Genomic DNA, 19,470 nt, shown 5'->3' with positions numbered 1-19,470 from the left:
AGAGACGGCGCACGCGCGATCGCGGCACTTCATACGCCCCGCCCACATCGCGTGACCGCGCTCACAGTCACTGCCATGTCACGCCTGTCGCCAACACTGCCGCCTGTCCAGATCCTGGGGGGATCCGATGTCGCGTTTCATCCTGCACCTGCTGTTGCTGGGTGCCGCAGTGCTGTGCTCCATCCCGTCCGCCGCCGCGCAGCAGGCCGAACGCCTGCGCGTGCACGGCTCCAACAGCGTCGGCGCACAGCTGATGCCGGCACTGGTCGAATCCTGGTTGCACAGCATCGGCTATCGGCAGATCCAGCGACGCCGCGTCGATGCGGCGACGCTGGAAATCTCCGCACTGCGCGACGACGCACCGCTGGTGGTGGAGATCGGCAGCGCCGGTTCGGCCGCCGGCTTCGCCGATCTGGTCCGCGGCGACGCCGAGCTGGCGATGCTGGCGCGGGTCCCCGACGCGCGCGAACGCGATGCCGCCTGGCAGCTTGGCGATCTGTCCTCGCCGGACCAGAACTTCATCCTCGCCCTGGACGGCGCGCGCGTCCTGGTCGCCGCCGACAATCCGCTGGCCTCGCTCAGCGTCGCGCAATTGCGCGACATCCTCAGCGGGCGGCTGACGCGCTGGTCGCAACTCGGCGGCGCCGACCTGCCGATCGAGGTGCAGCGCAATGCGGACCGCAGCGGATTGGGCGACTTCCTGCGCGAACGCCTGCCGCTGCCGGCAACCGCGCGGGCCGCCTCGCAACAGATCCATCCCAGCCTGGTCGAAGCGGCGCAGGCCGTGGCCGGACACCCGGCGGCGCTGGCGATCGTCGCGCTGACCACGCCGCTGCCGGCCGGCACCCGTGCGCTCGCCATCGCCGACGGCGGCATCGCAGTGCTGCCCACGCCGGCCAGCGTCCGTGGCGAGGACTATCCGCTGGTGCAGCGCTACAGCCTGTACGGCGGGCAGATGATGTCGGCGCTCGGCCGCAGCCTGGCGCTGTATTCGGTCGGCGCGCAGGCGCAGCAGGTCGTGCGCCGGGTCGGACCGATCCCGATGGCCATCGCGCCCGATCCAACCCGCGCGGCCCAGGCAAGCCCCGACACGCGCCAGGCCGATGCCTACCTGCAGGCCGGCGCCGGCGGGCAGCGCCTGACCACTACCCTGCGTTTCAGCCTGCAGTCGCTGAACTCGATGTTCGAGGCGCGCAGCGCGCAGGACCTGGACCGGTTGATCGCCTACATGCATCAGCCGGCCATGCGCGGCCGCGCCCTGGGCATCATCGGCTTCGCCACGCCGGACACGGCCAACCGCCTGTATCCGACCATCGCCAGCAACGACCGCGCCGACGTGGTCGCTGCCTATCTGTCCCAGCGCGGCATCGTGGTCAAACGCGCGCGCGGGCTGGGCGCGGCGCGCCCCCTGGTCGGCGGCGAGGATGCGGCGGCCAAGGCGCGGAACGAACGGGTCGAGATCTGGTTGCTGGATGCCGGACGCTGACCGCCACGGCGCAACCTGAACGCAGCGCGTGCATGTTCACTTGCTGCAGAACCCCTGGTTGGGAGCATGACGATTCTGGTCGAACGGAGAACGTCATGAACGACACCAACAAGATCCTGTCGCGGCCGCTGCTGGCCATGTCGCTTTCGCTCGCGCTGGCCGTCGGCAGTGCCCATGCGCAAGCGCCGGCACCGGGTGGCCCGGCACTGACCCAGGCGCAGGTAAAAGCCCTGCTGAGCGAGCAGGGCTACACCAAGCTGGACAAGCTGAAATTCGAAGACGGTCTCTGGAAGACCGAAGCCACCAGCGGCGACGGCAAGCGCGGCGATGTGCGTGTGGGTGCGCGCGGCGGTCGCATCTACGCGGAAGGGGTGCCGTCGAAGCTGAGCGAGGCGGAGATACGGGCGGCGCTGACGGCGGCGGGGTACACGCAGGTCCACGACCTGAAGTACGCCGACGGGTTGTGGGAAGCACGTGCGCACAGTGCGGCGGGTCAGCGGGTGGAGCTCTACGCGGACCCGACGGACGGAGGCGTGGTGAGCGCGGAGGTGGACTGAGGGGCGTGGTGTTTGTGTATCTCGCGGCCAATAAAAAATCCCCGTCCTTGCGGACGGGGATTTGGGGTAAAGCCCCTGGCGATGACCTACTCTCGCATGGCTTGAGCCACACTACCATCGGCGCAGCTGCGTTTCACTTCCGAGTTCGGGATGGGATCGGGTGGTTCCACAGCGCTAATTTCACCAGGGAGACGGTTGGAGTGTCGCCGGGTTGCGTCTTCGGACAGCGCACGGGTGTGCGGTGTAGGAAGGACGGCAACTGGCGCCAGCCTCTCATAGGGTGTGACGTAGCGAGCGATTGGATAGCTATCGACGTGTGTCGTGCTAAGGATTGCTTCTTGAGGAAGCAACTTGAGGTTATATGGTCAAGCCGCACGGATCATTAGTATCAGTTAGCTCAATGCATTGCTGCACTTACACACCTGACCTATCAACCACGTAGTCTACATGGTTCCTTAAGGGGGCTTGTGCCCCGGGAAGTCTCATCTTGAGGCGCGCTTCCCGCTTAGATGCTTTCAGCGGTTATCGCTTCCGAACATAGCTACCCGGCAATGCCACTGGCGTGACAACCGGAACACCAGAGGTTCGTCCACTCCGGTCCTCTCGTACTAGGAGCAGCCCCTCTCAAACTTCCAACGCCCATGGCAGATAGGGACCGAACTGTCTCACGACGTTCTGAACCCAGCTCGCGTACCACTTTAAATGGCGAACAGCCATACCCTTGGGACCGACTACAGCCCCAGGATGTGATGAGCCGACATCGAGGTGCCAAACACCGCCGTCGATATGAACTCTTGGGCGGTATCAGCCTGTTATCCCCGGAGTACCTTTTATCCGTTGAGCGATGGCCCTTCCATACAGAACCACCGGATCACTAAGACCTACTTTCGTACCTGCTTGATCCGTCGATCTTGCAGTCAAGCACGCTTATGCCTTTGCACACAGTGCGCGATGTCCGACCGCGCTGAGCGTACCTTCGTGCTCCTCCGTTACTCTTTAGGAGGAGACCGCCCCAGTCAAACTACCCACCATACACGGTCCCCGATCCGGATTACGGACCTAGGTTAGAACGTCAAGCACGACAGGGTGGTATTTCAAGGATGGCTCCACTGCAGCTAGCGCCACAGTTTCATAGCCTCCCACCTATCCTACACAGACGAACTCAACGTTCAGTGTAAAGCTATAGTAAAGGTTCACGGGGTCTTTCCGTCTTGCCACGGGAACGCTGCATCTTCACAGCGATTTCAATTTCACTGAGTCTCGGGTGGAGACAGCGCCGCTGTCGTTACGCCATTCGTGCAGGTCGGAACTTACCCGACAAGGAATTTCGCTACCTTAGGACCGTTATAGTTACGGCCGCCGTTTACTGGGGCTTCGATCAAGAGCTTCGCCTTGCGGCTGACCCCATCAATTAACCTTCCAGCACCGGGCAGGCGTCACACCCTATACGTCCACTTTCGTGTTTGCAGAGTGCTGTGTTTTTGATAAACAGTCGCAGCGGCCTGGTTTCTGCGACCCTCTTCAGCTATAGCTCGCATGAGCCACCAAAAAGGGTGCACCTTCTCCCGAAGTTACGGTGCCATGTTGCCTAGTTCCTTCACCCGAGTTCTCTCAAGCGCCTGAGAATTCTCATCCTACCCACCTGTGTCGGTTTACGGTACGGTCTGCGTAAGCTGAAGCTTAGGAGCTTTTCCTGGAAGCGTGGTATCAGTGACTTCGTCTAAAAGACTCGTCTCGGTGCTCGGTCTTAAAGGATCCCGGATTTGCCAAAGATCCAAACCTACCGCCTTTCCCCGGGACAACCAACGCCCGGTACACCTAACCTTCTCCGTCCCTCCATCGCACTTACGCGAGGTGCAGGAATATTAACCTGCTTCCCATCGACTACGGCTTTCGCCCTCGCCTTAGGGGCCGACTCACCCTGCGCCGATTAACGTTGCGCAAGGAAACCTTGGGCTTTCGGCGTGCGGGTTTTTCACCCGCATTATCGTTACTCATGTCAGCATTCGCACTTCCGATACCTCCAGCAGACTTCTCAATCCACCTTCAACGGCTTACGGAACGCTCCTCTACCGCGCATCGCTTATCGCGATGCACCCCAAGCTTCGGTTCACTGCTTAGCCCCGTTAAATCTTCCGCGCAGACCGACTCGACCAGTGAGCTATTACGCTTTCTTTAAAGGGTGGCTGCTTCTAAGCCAACCTCCTGGCTGTCTGTGCCTTTCCACATCGTTTTCCACTTAGCAGTGAATTTGGGACCTTAGCTGTGGGTCTGGGTTGTTTCCCTTTTCACGACGGACGTTAGCACCCGCCGTGTGTCTCCCGGATAGTACGTACTGGTATTCGGAGTTTGCAATGGTTTGGTAAGTCGCGATGACCCCCTAGCCATAACAGTGCTCTACCCCCAGCAGTATTCGTCCGAGGCGCTACCTAAATAGCTTTCGAGGAGAACCAGCTATCTCCGGGTTCGATTAGCTTTTCACTCCTAATCACACCTCATCCCCTACCTTTGCAACGGGAGTGGGTTCGGGCCTCCAGTCAGTGTTACCTGACCTTCACCCTGGGCATGACTAGATCACCCGGTTTCGGGTCTACTGCCCGCGACTATGCGCCCTTATCAGACTCGGTTTCCCTTCGCCTCCCCTATACGGTTAAGCTTGCCACGAACAGTAAGTCGCTGACCCATTATACAAAAGGTACGCAGTCACTCTTGCGAGCTCCTACTGCTTGTACGCACACGGTTTCAGGATCTATTTCACTCCCCTCTCCGGGGTTCTTTTCGCCTTTCCCTCACGGTACTGGTTCACTATCGGTCGGTCAGGAGTATTTAGCCTTGGAGGATGGTCCCCCCATATTCAGACAGGGTTTCACGTGCCCCGCCCTACTCGTCTTCACTGGAATGGCCCTTTTAAATACAGGGCTGTCACCTTCTATGGCCAACCTTTCCAGGTTGTTTTTCTAGAACCATACCAGCTTAAGGGCTAGTCCCCGTTCGCTCGTCACTACTTAGGGAATCTCGGTTGATTTCTTTTCCTCCGGTTACTTAGATATTTCAGTTCACCGGGTTCGCTTCCAGCAGCTATGTATTCACTGCAGGATACTGCCGAAGCAGTGGGTTTCCCCATTCGGACATTGCCGGATCAAAGCTTGTTGCCAGCTCCCCGACACTTTTCGCAGGCTGCCACGTCCTTCATCGCCTCTGACCGCCAAGGCATCCACCGTGTGCGCTTATTCGCTTGACCATATAACCTGAAGTTGCCTCCAAGCTATGCTGAGTCCGGGGGTACAAAGCCCGGACGCGAACTATAACGACTCAATTTCTAGGGACTCGAGGTCCCCGCCTTAGCCACAACGACACGTCAAGATAGTTTGATCTCAAACGCTCGCTACGTCACAAATTTTAAAAGAACATACCCCAGCCTCACTGCTGGCGCATCTTAAATTCTTAGTGTGCTTTATACATTCAGAGTGGTGGGTCTGGGAGGACTCGAACCACCGACCTCACCCTTATCAGGGGTGCGCTCTAACCACCTGAGCTACAGACCCAAAGTCTTCAGTTCAGTGGTGGAGCCAGTCGGGATCGAACCGACGACCCCCTGCTTGCAAAGCAGGTGCTCTCCCAGCTGAGCTATGGCCCCGAAATCGGGGTGCCCCGCCCTGTGGCGGAACTCTCTGAATGCAGGTTACTTGTGAGGACGCCTGTAGGCGTAGCTGTCATGCTCAAAAGGAGGTGATCCAGCCGCACCTTCCGATACGGCTACCTTGTTACGACTTCACCCCAGTCATCGGCCACACCGTGGCAAGCGCCCTCCCGAAGGTTAAGCTACCTGCTTCTGGTGCAACAAACTCCCATGGTGTGACGGGCGGTGTGTACAAGGCCCGGGAACGTATTCACCGCAGCAATGCTGATCTGCGATTACTAGCGATTCCGACTTCATGGAGTCGAGTTGCAGACTCCAATCCGGACTGAGATTAGGTTTCTGGGATTGGCTTACTCTCGCGAGTTTGCAGCCCTCTGTCCTAACCATTGTAGTACGTGTGTAGCCCTGGTCGTAAGGGCCATGATGACTTGACGTCATCCCCACCTTCCTCCGGTTTGTCACCGGCGGTCTCCTTAGAGTTCCCACCATTACGTGCTGGCAACTAAGGACAAGGGTTGCGCTCGTTGCGGGACTTAACCCAACATCTCACGACACGAGCTGACGACAGCCATGCAGCACCTGTCTCACGGTTCCCGAAGGCACCAATCCATCTCTGGAAAGTTCCGTGGATGTCAAGACCAGGTAAGGTTCTTCGCGTTGCATCGAATTAAACCACATACTCCACCGCTTGTGCGGGCCCCCGTCAATTCCTTTGAGTTTCAGTCTTGCGACCGTACTCCCCAGGCGGCGAACTTAACGCGTTAGCTTCGATACTGCGTGCCAAGTTGCACCCAACATCCAGTTCGCATCGTTTAGGGCGTGGACTACCAGGGTATCTAATCCTGTTTGCTCCCCACGCTTTCGTGCCTCAGTGTCAGTGTTGGTCCAGATGGCCGCCTTCGCCACAGATGTTCCTCCCGATCTCTACGCATTTCACTGCTACACCGGGAATTCCGCCATCCTCTACCACACTCTAGTTGCCCAGTATCCACTGCAATTCCCAGGTTGAGCCCAGGGCTTTCACAACGGACTTAAACAACCACCTACGCACGCTTTACGCCCAGTAATTCCGAGTAACGCTTGCACCCTTCGTATTACCGCGGCTGCTGGCACGAAGTTAGCCGGTGCTTATTCTTTGGGTACCGTCAGAACAATCGGGTATTAACCGACTGCTTTTCTTTCCCAACAAAAGGGCTTTACAACCCGAAGGCCTTCTTCACCCACGCGGCATGGCTGGATCAGGCTTGCGCCCATTGTCCAATATTCCCCACTGCTGCCTCCCGTAGGAGTCTGGACCGTGTCTCAGTTCCAGTGTGGCTGATCATCCTCTCAGACCAGCTACGGATCGTCGCCTTGGTGGGCCTTTACCCCGCCAACTAGCTAATCCGACATCGGCTCATCTATCCGCGCGAAGCCCGAAGGTCCTCCGCTTTCACCCTAAGGTCGTATGCGGTATTAGCGTAAGTTTCCCTACGTTATCCCCCACGAAAAGGTAGATTCCGATGTATTCCTCACCCGTCCGCCACTCGCCACCCATGGTATTGCTACCACTGTGCTGCCGTTCGACTTGCATGTGTTAGGCCTGCCGCCAGCGTTCACTCTGAGCCAGGATCAAACTCTTCACTTAAAATTACAGACCCGAAGGTCAATACTTTGATATGCAGAGTTCAAACCAAGCTTACGTATCGCTTGCTTAGCAATTGATTTGTTGCTCTTGATTCGAACGTCTGCAAGATGGACATACTTCCACCTGCAGGCGCCCTCACAAGTTACCTGCGCACACTGTCAAAGAACATTGGGGCCGGCCTCAGCGCCTTTCCCGTTTCGGCTGCGACGTTTCCGTCGTAGCGAGCCGCCCATTATAGCGGACTTTTTCTTTCCGTCAACACCTCGTTTCGGAGGTCTTGCCGCCGGTTCCGCTCAAACCCGAAGGCTTTTCGCTGAACCGAGCCGCCCATCATAGCGGCTTTTTTGTTGCCGTCAATACCCTGATTTATCAGGAGGTTGACGCCGCTTCTTGCGGAAGACCCTGAGGTCTTTTCGTTGAAGCGAGCCGGCCATATTAGCCGTTTTTTTCACGCCGTCAACACCCGATGTTCGCTAGGTGTTTCCGGCCCGTTTCGCTTCTGTCGAGCCGAAGATCGGCAGCTGCGTAGCGGGCCGCGCAGTCTACCGGGCCAGGAAAAAACGTCAACCGCTTTCTTGCGCGCGGTGCGTATGCGGCCGTTGCAGGCGCTTCCGGCAGCGTTCCCATCAGGAGAACGCGCACGCGCCGCGTCCGCGCGCGGCGGCGACCCCATGCCGCTGCTGCCGTTGGCGGCCGCTTCGCCGAGAATGCGGGTTCACCCCCTGCAGGATCTCGCAATGCCCTCCACTGCCGGACGCTCCCTATGGCGCGACGCCTCGCTGCCGGCGCTGGTCGCCGGCTTCGTCACTGTCCTGGTCGGCTTCGCCAGTTCGGCGGTGATCGTGTTCCAGGCCGCGCGCACGCTGGGCGCCTCGCAGGCGGAGATCGCCTCGTGGATGTGGGCGCTGGGGCTGGGCATGGGCGTCACCTGCATCGGCCTGTCGCTGCGCTACCGGATGCCGGTGGTGACGGCCTGGTCCACCCCCGGCGCGGCGATGCTGATCAGCAGCGGCGGCGGCTTGCCGCTGTCCGATGCGATCGGCGCGTTCGTGGTGGCGGCGCTGCTCGGCACCGCAGCCGGATTTTCCGGCGTCTTCGAGCGGATGATCCGGCGCATCCCGGTGTCGCTGGCCTCGGCGATGCTGGCCGGGGTGCTGCTGCGCTTCGGCCTGGACGTGTTCGTGGCGATGCAGAGCCGGCTGGGCATGGCGCTGGCGATGTTCGCGGTCTATCTGCTGGGGCGCCGCGCATTCCCGCGCTATGCGGTGATCGCGACGCTGGCGGTGGGCATCGCGATCGCCGCCGGCAGCGGCACGCTGCATCTGGAGACCGCGCAGCTGAGCCTGGCGCGGCCGGTGTTGGTGTGGCCGACACTGTCGTGGCAGGCGCTGTTCGGCATCGCGCTGCCGTTGTTCGTGGTGACGATGGCCTCGCAGAACCTGCCCGGGGTGGCAGTGATCCGCGCGTCCGGCTATGCGGTGCCGATCTCGCCGACGATCGGCTGGATCGGCGTGGTCAATACGCTGCTGGCGCCGTTCGGCGCCTATGGCCTGAACCTGGCGGCGATCACCGCGGCGATCTGCATGGGCCGCGAAGCGCAGGAGGATCCGCAGCGGCGCTACATGGCCGCGGTGTTCGCCGGCCTGTTCTATCTGCTGATCGGCCTGTTCGGCGCGACCGTGGCCGCGCTGTTCGCCGCATTCCCGAAGGAACTGGTGATGGCGATCGCCGGCATCGCGCTGTTCGGCACCATCGGCAACAGCCTGGCGATGGCGCTGAAGGACGAGAGCGAACGCGAGCCGGCGCTGATCACCTTCCTGGTCACCGCCTCGGGGCTGTCGCTGTTCGGCATCGGCGCCGCGTTCTGGGGCCTGCTGGCCGGCGCGGCGACGTCGCTGCTGTGGCGGCGCACGCGCTGAGCGTGCGCCGCCACGGATTCGCTCAGCGCGGATCGCGCAGCTGCAGCAGCCAGTGTGTGGAGACGCCGGACGGACTGGGCAAGGGTTCGAAATCGAACTGGCGATGCACCGGCGCGGCGGCTTCGATGCGCAGCGGCAAGGTCACGTAGGCGGCACGGCCCTGGCGCAGCAAGGTGGCGATGCGCTGGATTTCGGCGGGCGCGGCGTCGCTGGCGTACAGCTGGTCCAGTTCGCAGCCGATCAGCTCGGCGACCTCGCGTTGGTACAGCACCGCGAAGGCGTCGTTGACGAACGCCAGCCGGCTGGGGCGGCCGTCGCTGCCGCGCTCGATGATCGCCACCGGTTCGCGCAGTCTCGACAACGAGGCCTCCAGCAGCGCGAAATCCTGCTGGAAGCGCTTGCGCTCCATCAGTTCGATCAGCACCCGCAGGCTGCGCGCCGACTCCAGGCTCAGCGGCGACCACGGCCGCGCGCGGCCGCGCACGGTTTCCTGCCACAGGTCGAAGCTCTTGCGCGGCGACAGGCGCGAGTTGGGAATGTCCTGCAGCTTGGACAGCTGCGGGTTGCCGGCCCAGTTGACCGTGCGCACCTGCTCGCGCCGCGTCCACAGCAGCGCGCTGCGCGCCTGCGGCATCAGCGGCACGAAGATGAAGCCGGCGGCCAGCGGCGCCAGGTCGGCCAGTTCCGGGAAGGTCGCGCCGATCTGGTCGGTATGCAAGGCGCCGACCGCGTCGTGGCGCAGCGCTTCATGATGGCTGGACTCGATCTGTTCGCGGATCCGGGCAAGTTCGGCGGCGCTCGGCACGGTGCCGTGGCGGGTGACGTGGTCGCCGTGGAACACCGCCACACCGTCGGCATCGACCACGTCGAGCAGGTCCGACGCCATGTCGTCGAGCATGTCGCCGGTCAGCGTCTCGGCTTCGTTGAAGTTGGTGATCAGCTTTTCGCGCACGGTCAGCAGCACCGTTTCCACGCGCGCGCGCGACACCGCGGTCAGCGCGCCGATGCGCCCGGCCAGGGCGCGGCTGACCGCGTCGGTGACGTCGCGCATCTCGTGGTTGCAGAAGTACGGGCGGTAGTGGTGACAGGCGATCAGCCCCCACAGCGCGTCGTTGACCACGATCGATGCCACCAGGGTGGCGGTGACGCCCATGTTGGCCAGGTATTCCAGGTGCACCGGGGAGACGCTGCGCAGGCTGACGTCGCTCAGGTCCACCGGCGCGCGCAGTCGCGGATGCAGGGTCGGCTCGATCGGCGAGGGAACATAGCCGACGTCGGCGATCTGGCGCACGCGGTTGCGCAGGTACAGCGTGCGCGCCTGCACCGGAATGTCGCTGGCCGGATAGTGCAGGCCCAGATAGGACTCCAGCTCGGGCGTGCGCGCCTCGGCCACGACGTCGCCGTTCCACTCGTCGTCGAAGCGGTAGATCATCACCCGGTCGTAGCCGATCAGCGTGCGCAGGCTCTTGGCCGCGCGCTGGCAGGCTTCGTCGATGCTGTTGTCGGTCTCGAGCCGGCGCAGCAACGGCAATGCCTCGCGCAAGGTGGCGTCGGCCAGCGGCGCATCGCGCGGCTCCAGTTCCAGCAGCCATTGCTCCGGGTACAGATGCCAGGCGCCGACCCAGCGCTGGCGCGGAGCCGTGGCGCGGCGCGGGAAACCGACGTCGACGTACGCGAGCTGGGTGCGTTCGGAGGCGTCCGCCGACAGGCGCGGTTCCTGCAGCGTCAGCAGCGCGTCGTAGCGCTGTCCGAGCAGGTCCGCCAGCGGCACGCCGAGCAGGTCGGCGGCGCTGGTGCTGGCCTGCACGATGCGGCGGTCGCCGGGTTCGATCACCAGCAGCGCGCCGTGCGGCTGGATCGATCCGGGAATATGGATCGGCTCGCGCGCGCAGGCGTCCATGTCCAAGGGCACGGCGGTCTCGCTCATGCGACTGTCTCCAGGGCGAAGTGGGTGTGGAAGTGCGCGAACATCGCGCGTGCGCCGTCGACGGCGGCCTGCCGCGATTGCGGCGTCGGCAGGGCCTGCTCCAGGCGTTGCTGGAAACGCCGCCAGCAGGCCGGATCGGCATGGCCGAGCTCGAAATAGGTCAGCGCCGGGGCGGCGGCGGCCAGGCTCTGCCGCAGTTGCCGGGCGATCAGGCGCCCGCCCAGGCGCGAGCCTTCGACCACGTACAGCATGCCCCAGCGGCTGCCGGCGTCGGGCGCTGGCAGCGCTGGCGCCGGCAGCGGCGGCGTGGCCCGCAGCGCGGCCAGGTCCTGTTCCAGCAGCGGACTGCGCGGCTGGTAGCGCCAGGTGGCGTCGCCAATGGCGTGCAGCCAGGCGTCCTCGCGCTGCTCCCAGCCGGCCAGTGCGGCGTGATGGCGGCGCAGCACCTGGACGTAGTCGTGCACGGACAGGGAATCGCGCATCAGCGCGCGCATCGCCGGCAATTGTTCGACGGCCAGATGCTGTTGCGCGGTGGCTTCGCGCAACAGGCGCGAGGCGGTGAGGGATGCGGCGGAACCGTCGGGGGGCGACATCATGGAGGGCGTGCGGTCTACAGCAGCCGGACCGGCCGCGACGGCGGAGAGGCCGCACAGCGTAGCATCGTGGGCGCACAGCGCCCGGCGCAGCGGCGGCCGCGCCGCGCGCCGCGCCGGCTCAAGCTGAGCAATTCATCCGCCAGCAGCGGGCGCCACGCCCTCCAGGCGGGCAACGGTCCGCCGCAACGCGGTTCGGCGTGCTAAGCGGTGGCGCTGTCGGGCAGGCGCGCACGGCGCCAGGCCACGACCCAGCCGGCAGCCAGCAACAGCGCGGCCAGCAGCCACGGCGCGCCGGGCAGATGCGCCGGTGCGTGCGTGCCGATGAACAGCGCGAACACCCACGTGTACAGCAGCGGCCCGACGATGCCGGCCAGGCTGACCAGGCTCATCAGCGCGCCCTGCACGCGGCCTTGCGCATCGGCGCCGACGTGGCGGGTGACGATCGCCTGCGCGGACGGCGACGCCACCGCCCACAGCGCGCTGACCGGCACCCCGAGCAGGAACATCGCGCCGCTGCCGGCGACGCTGTAGATGGCGAAGCCGGCCACGCCGCAGCCCAGCCCGAACAGCAGCGCCCCGCGTTCGCCGAGCCGGCGCACCACGCGCGCGACCAGCAAGGCGTTGACCACGATGCTGCACACCCCGACCAGGGCCAGCACCCAGCTGACCTGCTTCGGTCCCCACTGGTACTGGTACTCGGCGAACAGCACGAAGATGCTCGGATACACGTAGTGCGCCAGGTTGGCCAGGAAGATCACCGCGGCCAGCGCGAATACCTGCGGGTAGCTGCGCAGCAGCCGCAGCGCGCCGAACGGATTGGCATGCTTCCAGTCCAGGCGCGGGGTGCGCCGCTCCGGCGCCAGCGATTCGGGCAGCACCCACAGGCCATAAAGGAAATTGAGCAGCGCCAGCGCCGCGGCGAACCAGAACGGCGCGCGCAGGTGGTAGCTGCCGAGCCAGCCGCCGAGCAGCGGCCCGATCACGAAGCCGAGCCCGAACGCGGCGCCGATCATGCCGTAGGCCTGGGCGCGCTTGTCCGGCGCGGTGATGTCGGCGATGTAGGCGTTGGCGGTGGTGAAGCTGGCCGAGAACACGCCCGACACCACCCGCGCCAGCAGCAGCAGCGGCAGGCTCTGCGCCAGCGCCATCACCACGAAGTCCACGCCCAGGCCCAGGCACGAGGCGAGGATCACCGGGCGCCGGCCGTAGCGGTCGGACAGCGCGCCCTGCAGCGGCGAGCTGACGAACTGCAGCGCGGCGAACAGGAAGCCGAACCAGCCGACCCACTTCGCCGCCGCGGCGAAATCGCCGCCGGTGAAGCCGCGCACCAGCCCCGGCAGCACCGGAATGATGACGCCGAAGGCCAGCACGTCGATCAGCAGGGTGATGAAGATGAAGACCAGGGCGGCGTTGCGCGTGCGCGCGGCAGGGGGCGAGGAATGCACGGCATGGTCTCCCGGTGGAGGCGGCAGTGTAATCGGCGGGCGCGGGGTTTCGGGATGGGGCCGAGCGGCGGCGGTGGGAATGGTACGGTCCCGGCGCCTGTCGGTAGCGCGCGTCGGGACTGAAGTCCCTCCCACAGAGGGATCGAGGCGGCCCCACGCTTGGTCGATAGAGCGGCTGGAGCCGACAGCCTGAAACCACCGAAAGTCCCTACCTGGACGAGTCGCCCGGCAGGAGCGTCTTTGCGAAGGGCGCGAGCGCGGCGGCGAGGTTCGGCCCCGATACCGCGTCGGTAAAGCACGTCGGGACTGAAGTCCCTCCCACAGGTGGGTCGAGGCGGCCTGACGCCTGATCGATAGAGCCGCTGGGGCCGATGGCCTGAAACCGTCGAAGCCCCTGCCTGGACGCGCCGCCCGCAGAGCGTCTTTGCGAAGGGTGCGAGCGCGGCGGCGAAGATGGGCTCCGACGCATTGTCGGTACAGCGCGTCGGGACTGAAGTCCCTCCCACAGGGGAGCGGATCGGCCTGGGCCGTCTACTCCTTCTAGTGCCGGTCGATCTGGTAGCGGTCGATGACGCGGTTGCGGCTGATGGCCTGAGGCCGCCGCCTATCCGCGGCGAACCCTGGCGGCAGCGCGCGCCGTTACAGCGGCGCGACCGCGATGGTCTGCTGCAGCACGTGCTGCGCGCCGGCGGCCAGTTCGATCACCTCGGGGCCGGCGTTGGCCGCTTCCAGGCACACGAACTGGCGCCAGTGGGCGCCGACGTCGACCATCTTCTGCGCGCCGGCTTCGCCCGGATTCCAGGCCACCAGGGTGCGGCTGCCGGCGGTGGCGATCTCGATGCGGCGCTGCAGGCCCGGATCGAGCAGCGTGTAGCGGCCGCCGGCGCCGGTGTAGATGCGGTCGCTGCGGCCGGGATCGCGCGGGTCCTGCAGGCTCCAGTCGCCGTGCTGGCGGTGCGGCGTGGCGTAGTTTTCGAACTTGTCCAGGTAGTCGAGCCCGTCCAGGCCCTGCACCCGCACCCGGGTGGCGTCGGCGACGTGGAAATAGTTGTGCAGCGCCTGGGTGAAGCGCGCCGGTTCGCGGCCGACGTTGTCGGTGATCAGGCGCTGCTCCAGGGTCGCGCCGATGCGCAGCTGCATGCGCAGGCGCAGCGGCAGGTCGTCGAAGTCCGGCGGCGCCAGGGTCAGCAGCATGCTGCCGTCGGCCTCGCGGCGCGCGTCCTGCAGTTGCCACGGCACGGTGCGCACGAAGCCGTGCGCCGGCACGTCGGCGCTCTGGTCCTGGCGGCCGAAGTACGGCCAGCACACCGGGGTGCCGCCGCGGATCGGGGTGGGCGTGGGCTGCGCGCTCGGCGACAGCCACATCACCTCGGTGCCGCCCTTGGGCACGAACGACAGCAACTGGCCACCAAACAGGCTGATCGCGGCGGTGGAGTGCGGAGTCTCCACCAACAGCGAGGGGTAACCGTGGAAATCGCCTGTGCTCAGGCCGGGGATCTCGGACATGGGGGTGATGCTCCGTGGCGCGGGGGATTGGACGAAGGCCGGATAGCGCGCCGGCACGCGGAACGCGGTCGCGGGCTTGCCGCCGAACGGCGTGGGTGGCGTGGGTGGCGTGGGTGGCGCGGGTGTGGGCGTGGTCGGCGCGGCGGGTGCAGCGGCCGGAGCCCCAGACGCCTCGCGGCGCAGCGCATCGAGGATGCGCTGCCCGGCGCGGCCGTCGGCCGGCTGCAGGCCCAGGCGCAGCTGCTCGGCCTGGATCGCGCGGCGGCTGGCGCTGCCGATCATGCCGTCGGCCTGGCCGATGTCGTGGCCGCGCGCCAGCAGCAGGGTCTGCAGTTCGCGCCGCTCCGGACGGCCCAGGCCGGGATCGTCGGTGGGCCAGGCGGTGACCAGGCCGGGCTTGCCGCGCAGTTGGTCGGACAGCAGCGCGATCGCCAGCGCATAGCTTTCGGCGGCGTTGTAGGCGTAGATCGCGTCGTAGTTGCGGAACACCAGAAACGCCGGGCCGTTGGTGCCGGCCGGGATCAGCACCGCGGCCGGCGTCTGCGGCGCCAGCGCAGGCAGGTCGAGCGCGCTGCCGTCGATGGCGGTCACACCGCGCGTGCGCCAGTCGGACAGCGGCCGGCGCTGGGTGCGGCCGGCCAGGGCCGGGTCGAAGCCGACCGGCAATTTGACCTCCATGCCCCACGGCTGCCCGCTCTGCCAGCCGGCCAGCTTCAGGTAGTTGGCGGTGGAGGCCAGCGCATCGGGAATGCTGGCGACCAGGTCACGGCGGCCGTCGCCATCGCCGTCCACGGCGACGCGGGCATAGGTGCTGGGCATGAACTGGGTGTGCCCGAACGCGCCGGCCCAGGAGCCGCTCAGGCCGTCGGGCTGCAGGTCGCCGGCCTGCAGCAGTTTCAGCAGCGCGAACAGTTCGCCGCGGAAGAACGGCTGGCGGCGGCCGTTGCACGACAGGGTCAGCAGCGACACCAGCAGCGGGCGCTTGCCGGAGACGCGGCCGTAGTCGCTCTCCACGCCCCACACCGCGACCACGGTCGCCGCGTCCACGCCGTATTGCTGCGCCACCCGGGCGAGCAGATCGCGATGCGTGACCAGCATCGCGCGGCCGTCGGCGACGCGCTGGGTGTCCACCAGCCCGGCCAGGTAGTCCCAGATCGGCGTGGTGAACTCGGGCTGGGCGTCGAGCAACGGCAACACGCTCATGTCCGGCTGCACGCCAGCGGTGAAGCGGTCGAATGCGGTGGCGGTCACGCCGGTCTTGGCGGCGGCAGCGCGCAGCGTGGACAGGCAACCGACGAAGGCGGGGTCCGGCGCCACGGGCGGCGCGGGCAGGGTCTGCGCGGCGGCGCAGGGCGCGGCCAGCAGCAGGGCCCAGGCGAAACGCATCATCGGAACTTCCTCGCCAACAGCAGGCCGGACATCATAAACAACCGCCGGGAATGGCTGCTCACGCGCGGCGGCGGGTTCACGGGGGTCCGGCGCGCGTTTGTAGGAGCGGCTTCAGCCGCGACAGGCGTTACCGATAGATCCTGTCGCGGCTGAAGCCGCTCCTACACGGGTCCTGCGCCGGCTCAGTGCACGGCGACCACGCGGTTGCGGCCGCCGCTCTTGGCCGCGTACAGCGCTTCGTCGGCGCGCTGCACCAGGCCGTTGGCGTCGTCGCCGGGGCGCAGTTGGACCACGCCGATGCTCACGGTCGGCTGCAGCTCGGGAAAGGCGAGCGCGGCCTGCGCGCGGAAGCGTTCGCGGATCCGCTCGGCGATCGGGGTGGCCTGCGCCGCATCGATGCCGGGCAGCGCGATCACGAATTCCTCGCCGCCGTAGCGGCCGATCACGTCGTCGCCGCGCAGTTCCTCGCGCAGCGCCTGGGCCAGCGCGCGCAGGCCGTCGTCGCCGGCGCGGTGGCCATAGCGGTCGTTGAGCCGCTTGAAGTGGTCCACGTCCAGGAACATCAGCGCCAACGGTTGCCGCCGGCGCCGGGCGGCCTGCTTCAGCACGGTCAGGCGCTCGTGCCAGGCGCGGCGGTTGAGCAGGCCGGTCAGCGGATCCAGGTCGGCCAGCTGCCGCGCCTGGTCGCGGTCGCGGCGCAGCGAGGTGCTGCGCTCCGCCAGACCCAGCGACAGCACCAGCGCCTCGAACGCACCGGCGGCCAGTGCCGCCTCTTCGCTCCACGTCCAGTGCGCCACCATGCCGAAGCCCTGCAAGCTGCTGAGCGCGGTGACCAGCAGCAGCGGCGTCCAGCCGAGCAGGAACAGCCCGGCATAGCGCGAGCCGCGCCATGTCGCCACCACGGCGATGCCGATCAGCAGCGGCCCGCCGAGGATCAGCAACGGGTTGACCAGCGCCCGGCCGAGCGCGTCCAGCCACGGCAACGGCAGCAGCGCCGGCAGCGCGATCAACGCGACCAGCAGCGCATAGCCGCGCAGCCAGCGCCGCGCGCGCGGCAGGTACTGCGCCAGGTCGGCGAAGCGTTCCAGGAACAGCACCGCGGCCACGATCGACGTGGTGACGCCCAGGCGGCCCCAGAACCGCGCGGCCTGGCCGATCGCTTCCAGGCCCAGCGGATGCACCACGTAGCCGGTCTCCAGCGCCATCACCAAGCCGTAGCCGAGCACGTAGATGGCGTAATACAGGAACGTGGCCTCGCGCAGCCGCCAGGCGAACACCAGCGCCATTGCCGCCATGCTCAGCATGATCGCGAAGCTCAGGCTGGCGACCACCAGCCAACGGCTGTCCTGGCGCAGGTAGTCGGACTCGCTGCGCAGCTGGAAGCGCAGCGAAGCGGCCATGACCCCGCGCTGGTCCACCCACAGCCGCAGCGGCTGCCCGGCGGCCGGTGCGGCATCGATGCGGAAACCGAGGCGGCCGTTGCCGGGCAGCGCCTGCGGGTCGTCGCGCATCAGCCCGCGCTGCTGCGGTGCCGCGCCGGCGACCGGCGCCAGCAGGGTGACCCGCTGCAACGCAGGACTGGGCACTTCCAGCACCCACGGCGCCGGCGGCCACTGCCCCTGCGCCGGCCACAACAGCACCCAGGCGCCGGCATCGCCGCCGTGCAGCTGGGTCATCCGGTTCGGATCGAAACGCTGCAGCGCCGGATCGGCGCGCGAAGGCGGCACCCCGCGGTCGGCGGCGGCGACCGGGCGCCAGGCGCCTTGCAGCGCCGGCATGGGCGCGGGCGCCGCCGCGGCAGCGTCGCAGGCGAGCAGCAGGCAGCACCACAGCAACGCCCGGCCATGGCTGCGCCAACGGCGCAACCGGGCGAAGAACGCGGCAAACACGAAAGAGATCACGACTGCAGGGGCGGCGGACACTGCAACATCATCGGCCAGCGCCGCGCAAACCTGATGCCACGCCTGCCCATCGGTTCAGTCCAGCGCATCCAAGTAGTACCAGCGGCCGTCCTCGCGCACGAAGCGGCTGTGCTCGGCCATGCGCACGGCGCTGCCGCCGCCGATGCGATAGCGCGCCAGGAAGGCGACCTCGGCGCTGTCGGCGCCGCTGGCGACGACCCGCTGCACGGTCAGGCCGAGCCAGGCGGTGTGCGTATCCAGTTCCAGTTCCGCCGGGCGCGTGGACGGGTGCCAGCTGGCACGCAGGTAGTCGGCATCGCGGCGCACGTAGGCGCTGTAGCGCGCGCGCATCAGCGTTTCGGCGTCGGGCGCGGCGGCGCCGGCGTGGTAGAGCCCGCAGCACTGCGCGTAATCGCGCGGGCGGCCGCAGGGGCAAGGATCGGCGAGGCGCGGGGCGGACGGAGACATGCGCCGATTGTGCCGGCTGCGACGGCGCGGCGCACGCCGGCGCTGCCGTGCGCGGCGGCCCCGGCTATGCTTGCGCGCCCATCGCCCGGAGCGCCGCCTTGCTGGAGCTGATCCCGACCGAACTGCCCTGGCTGCTGTGCATCGCCTTCGTCGCCGGGCTGGTGGATGCGGCGGTGGGCGGCGGCGGCCTGATCCAGTTGCCGGGGCTGTTCGCGACCCTGCCGCAGCAGGCGCCGGCGGTGCTGCTGGGCACCAACAAGTTCAGCGCGATGGCCGGCACCGGCGCGTCGGCCTGGCGTTATGCGCGCAACGTGCGCTTCCCGTGGCGGCCGGTGCTGTACGCCACCGCGGCGGCGTTCGCGTTCTCCTTCCTCGGCGCCACCGCGGTCAGCCTGCTGCCGAAACAGGCGGTACGACCGCTGATCCTGGCGCTGCTGATCGCGATGCTGGTCTATACGCTGATCAAGAAGGATTTCGGCGCGCTGCACCGGCCACGCCACATCGGCCGCCGCGAACTGGCCATCGCGCTGGCGATGGGCGCGGCGATCGGTTTCTACGACGGCTTCTTCGGCCCCGGCACCGGCAGCTTCCTGATCTTCCTGTTCATCCGCTTCTTCGGCCTGGACTTCCTGCGCGCTTCGGCCGCCTCCAAGGTGGTGAACCTGGCCACCAACCTGGCCGCGCTGTGCTTCTTCGTGCCCAGCGGGCAGGTGCTGCTGGCGGTGGCGGTGCCGATGGCGGTGGCCAACATCGCCGGCGCGGTGGCCGGCACGCGGCTGGCGCTGCGCGGCGGCACGCCGCTGATCCGGCAGCTGTTCCTGGTGCTGGTGGTGGTGCTGATCGGCAAGATGGGCTGGGACCTGCTGCGCTGAGGCGCGGCGGTCGCTGCGCGCGCCGATCGCATCCGGCGTCGATGGAGCCGACGCCAGCGGCGCCGCTGCCGTGATCGGTGTCGGCGCGATTGACGCACGCGCGTCGACGGCGCCGTTCGTGAGCGCGATCGGCCGGA

Annotated in this window: 10 protein-coding genes, 2 tRNA genes and 3 rRNA genes; 4 read left to right on the top strand and 11 right to left on the bottom strand. The window is 66.5% G+C overall.

The features are described 5' to 3' along the window. The first annotated feature begins 127 nt into the window (after positions 1-127). Together AB8810_RS00985 and AB8810_RS00980 are read left to right on the top strand one after the other, a co-directional pair. Positions 128-1,486: a substrate-binding domain-containing protein gene (locus AB8810_RS00985; RefSeq protein WP_369915267.1), complete on the top strand. Its 1,359-nt coding sequence runs from the start codon at positions 128-130 to the stop codon at positions 1,484-1,486. 95 nt (positions 1,487-1,581) lie between these two features. Further along, complete coding sequence (locus AB8810_RS00980) at positions 1,582-2,043, top strand: PepSY domain-containing protein (protein WP_369915266.1); 462 nt, start codon at positions 1,582-1,584, stop codon at positions 2,041-2,043. A 73-nt stretch (positions 2,044-2,116) separates the two neighbouring features. Here AB8810_RS00980 and rrf read toward each other — a convergent pair. The 5 genes from rrf to AB8810_RS00955 form a co-directional block, all read right to left on the bottom strand. After that, positions 2,117-2,231: ribosomal RNA gene (gene rrf / locus AB8810_RS00975) — 5S ribosomal RNA — on the bottom strand. Between the two features lie 173 nt (positions 2,232-2,404). Next, a 23S ribosomal RNA gene (locus tag AB8810_RS00970) occupies positions 2,405-5,284 on the bottom strand. A gap of 227 nt (positions 5,285-5,511) precedes the next feature. Further along, positions 5,512-5,588 (bottom strand) — tRNA-Ile (locus tag AB8810_RS00965). A 16-nt stretch (positions 5,589-5,604) separates the two neighbouring features. After that, positions 5,605-5,680: transfer RNA gene (locus AB8810_RS00960), tRNA-Ala, on the bottom strand. An 85-nt stretch (positions 5,681-5,765) separates the two neighbouring features. After that, a 16S ribosomal RNA gene (locus AB8810_RS00955) occupies positions 5,766-7,310 on the bottom strand. The 16S, 23S and 5S rRNA genes sit together here with 2 tRNA genes alongside, the layout of an rRNA operon. A gap of 737 nt (positions 7,311-8,047) precedes the next feature. On the opposite strand from AB8810_RS00955, the gene AB8810_RS00950 reads away from it, so the two are divergent. Next, positions 8,048-9,229 carry a benzoate/H(+) symporter BenE family transporter gene (locus AB8810_RS00950; protein ID WP_369915265.1) on the top strand — a complete coding sequence of 394 codons (1,182 nt, stop codon included), beginning with the start codon at positions 8,048-8,050 and terminating at the stop codon, positions 9,227-9,229. 22 nt (positions 9,230-9,251) lie between these two features. Here AB8810_RS00950 and bphP read toward each other — a convergent pair whose 3' ends face one another. The 6 genes from bphP to AB8810_RS00920 all read right to left on the bottom strand — a co-directional run bounded on the left by bphP (position 9,252) and on the right by AB8810_RS00920 (position 18,461). After that, positions 9,252-11,156 carry a bacteriophytochrome BphP gene (bphP, locus tag AB8810_RS00945; protein ID WP_206229727.1) on the bottom strand — a complete coding sequence of 635 codons (1,905 nt, stop codon included), beginning with the start codon at positions 11,154-11,156 and terminating at the stop codon, positions 9,252-9,254. Then, complete coding sequence (locus AB8810_RS00940; protein ID WP_369915264.1) at positions 11,153-11,752, bottom strand: biliverdin-producing heme oxygenase; 600 nt, start codon at positions 11,750-11,752, stop codon at positions 11,153-11,155. Before AB8810_RS00940 ends, bphP begins: the two co-directional genes overlap by 4 nt. Positions 11,753-11,952: 200 nt before the next feature. Beyond that, complete coding sequence (locus AB8810_RS00935; protein ID WP_369915262.1) at positions 11,953-13,197, bottom strand: TCR/Tet family MFS transporter; 1,245 nt, start codon at positions 13,195-13,197, stop codon at positions 11,953-11,955. Between the two features lie 639 nt (positions 13,198-13,836). Further along, a complete protein-coding gene (locus AB8810_RS00930) occupies positions 13,837-16,089 on the bottom strand; it encodes a lytic murein transglycosylase (protein WP_369916723.1) in 2,253 nt (750 codons plus the stop codon). 185 nt (positions 16,090-16,274) lie between these two features. Beyond that, complete coding sequence (locus AB8810_RS00925) at positions 16,275-18,014, bottom strand: diguanylate cyclase (RefSeq protein ID WP_369915259.1); 1,740 nt, start codon at positions 18,012-18,014, stop codon at positions 16,275-16,277. Positions 18,015-18,068: 54 nt separating this feature from the next. Continuing rightward, positions 18,069-18,461, bottom strand: coding sequence for a YchJ family metal-binding protein (locus tag AB8810_RS00920; RefSeq protein WP_369915257.1), 393 nt, complete (start codon positions 18,459-18,461; stop codon positions 18,069-18,071). Between the two features lie 98 nt (positions 18,462-18,559). Between AB8810_RS00920 and AB8810_RS00915 the strand changes: the two genes are divergently transcribed. Beyond that, a complete protein-coding gene (locus tag AB8810_RS00915; protein ID WP_179570522.1) occupies positions 18,560-19,333 on the top strand; it encodes a TSUP family transporter in 774 nt (257 codons plus the stop codon). The last annotated feature ends 137 nt before the right edge of the window (positions 19,334-19,470 follow it).

The organism is Xanthomonas sp. NCPPB 3005 (genome assembly GCF_041228095.2).
GTDB lineage: Bacteria > Pseudomonadota > Gammaproteobacteria > Xanthomonadales > Xanthomonadaceae > Xanthomonas_A > Xanthomonas_A bonasiae.
The sequence above is the reverse complement of the archived record's forward strand: the minus strand, read 5'-3'. Positions and strand labels throughout refer to the sequence as shown.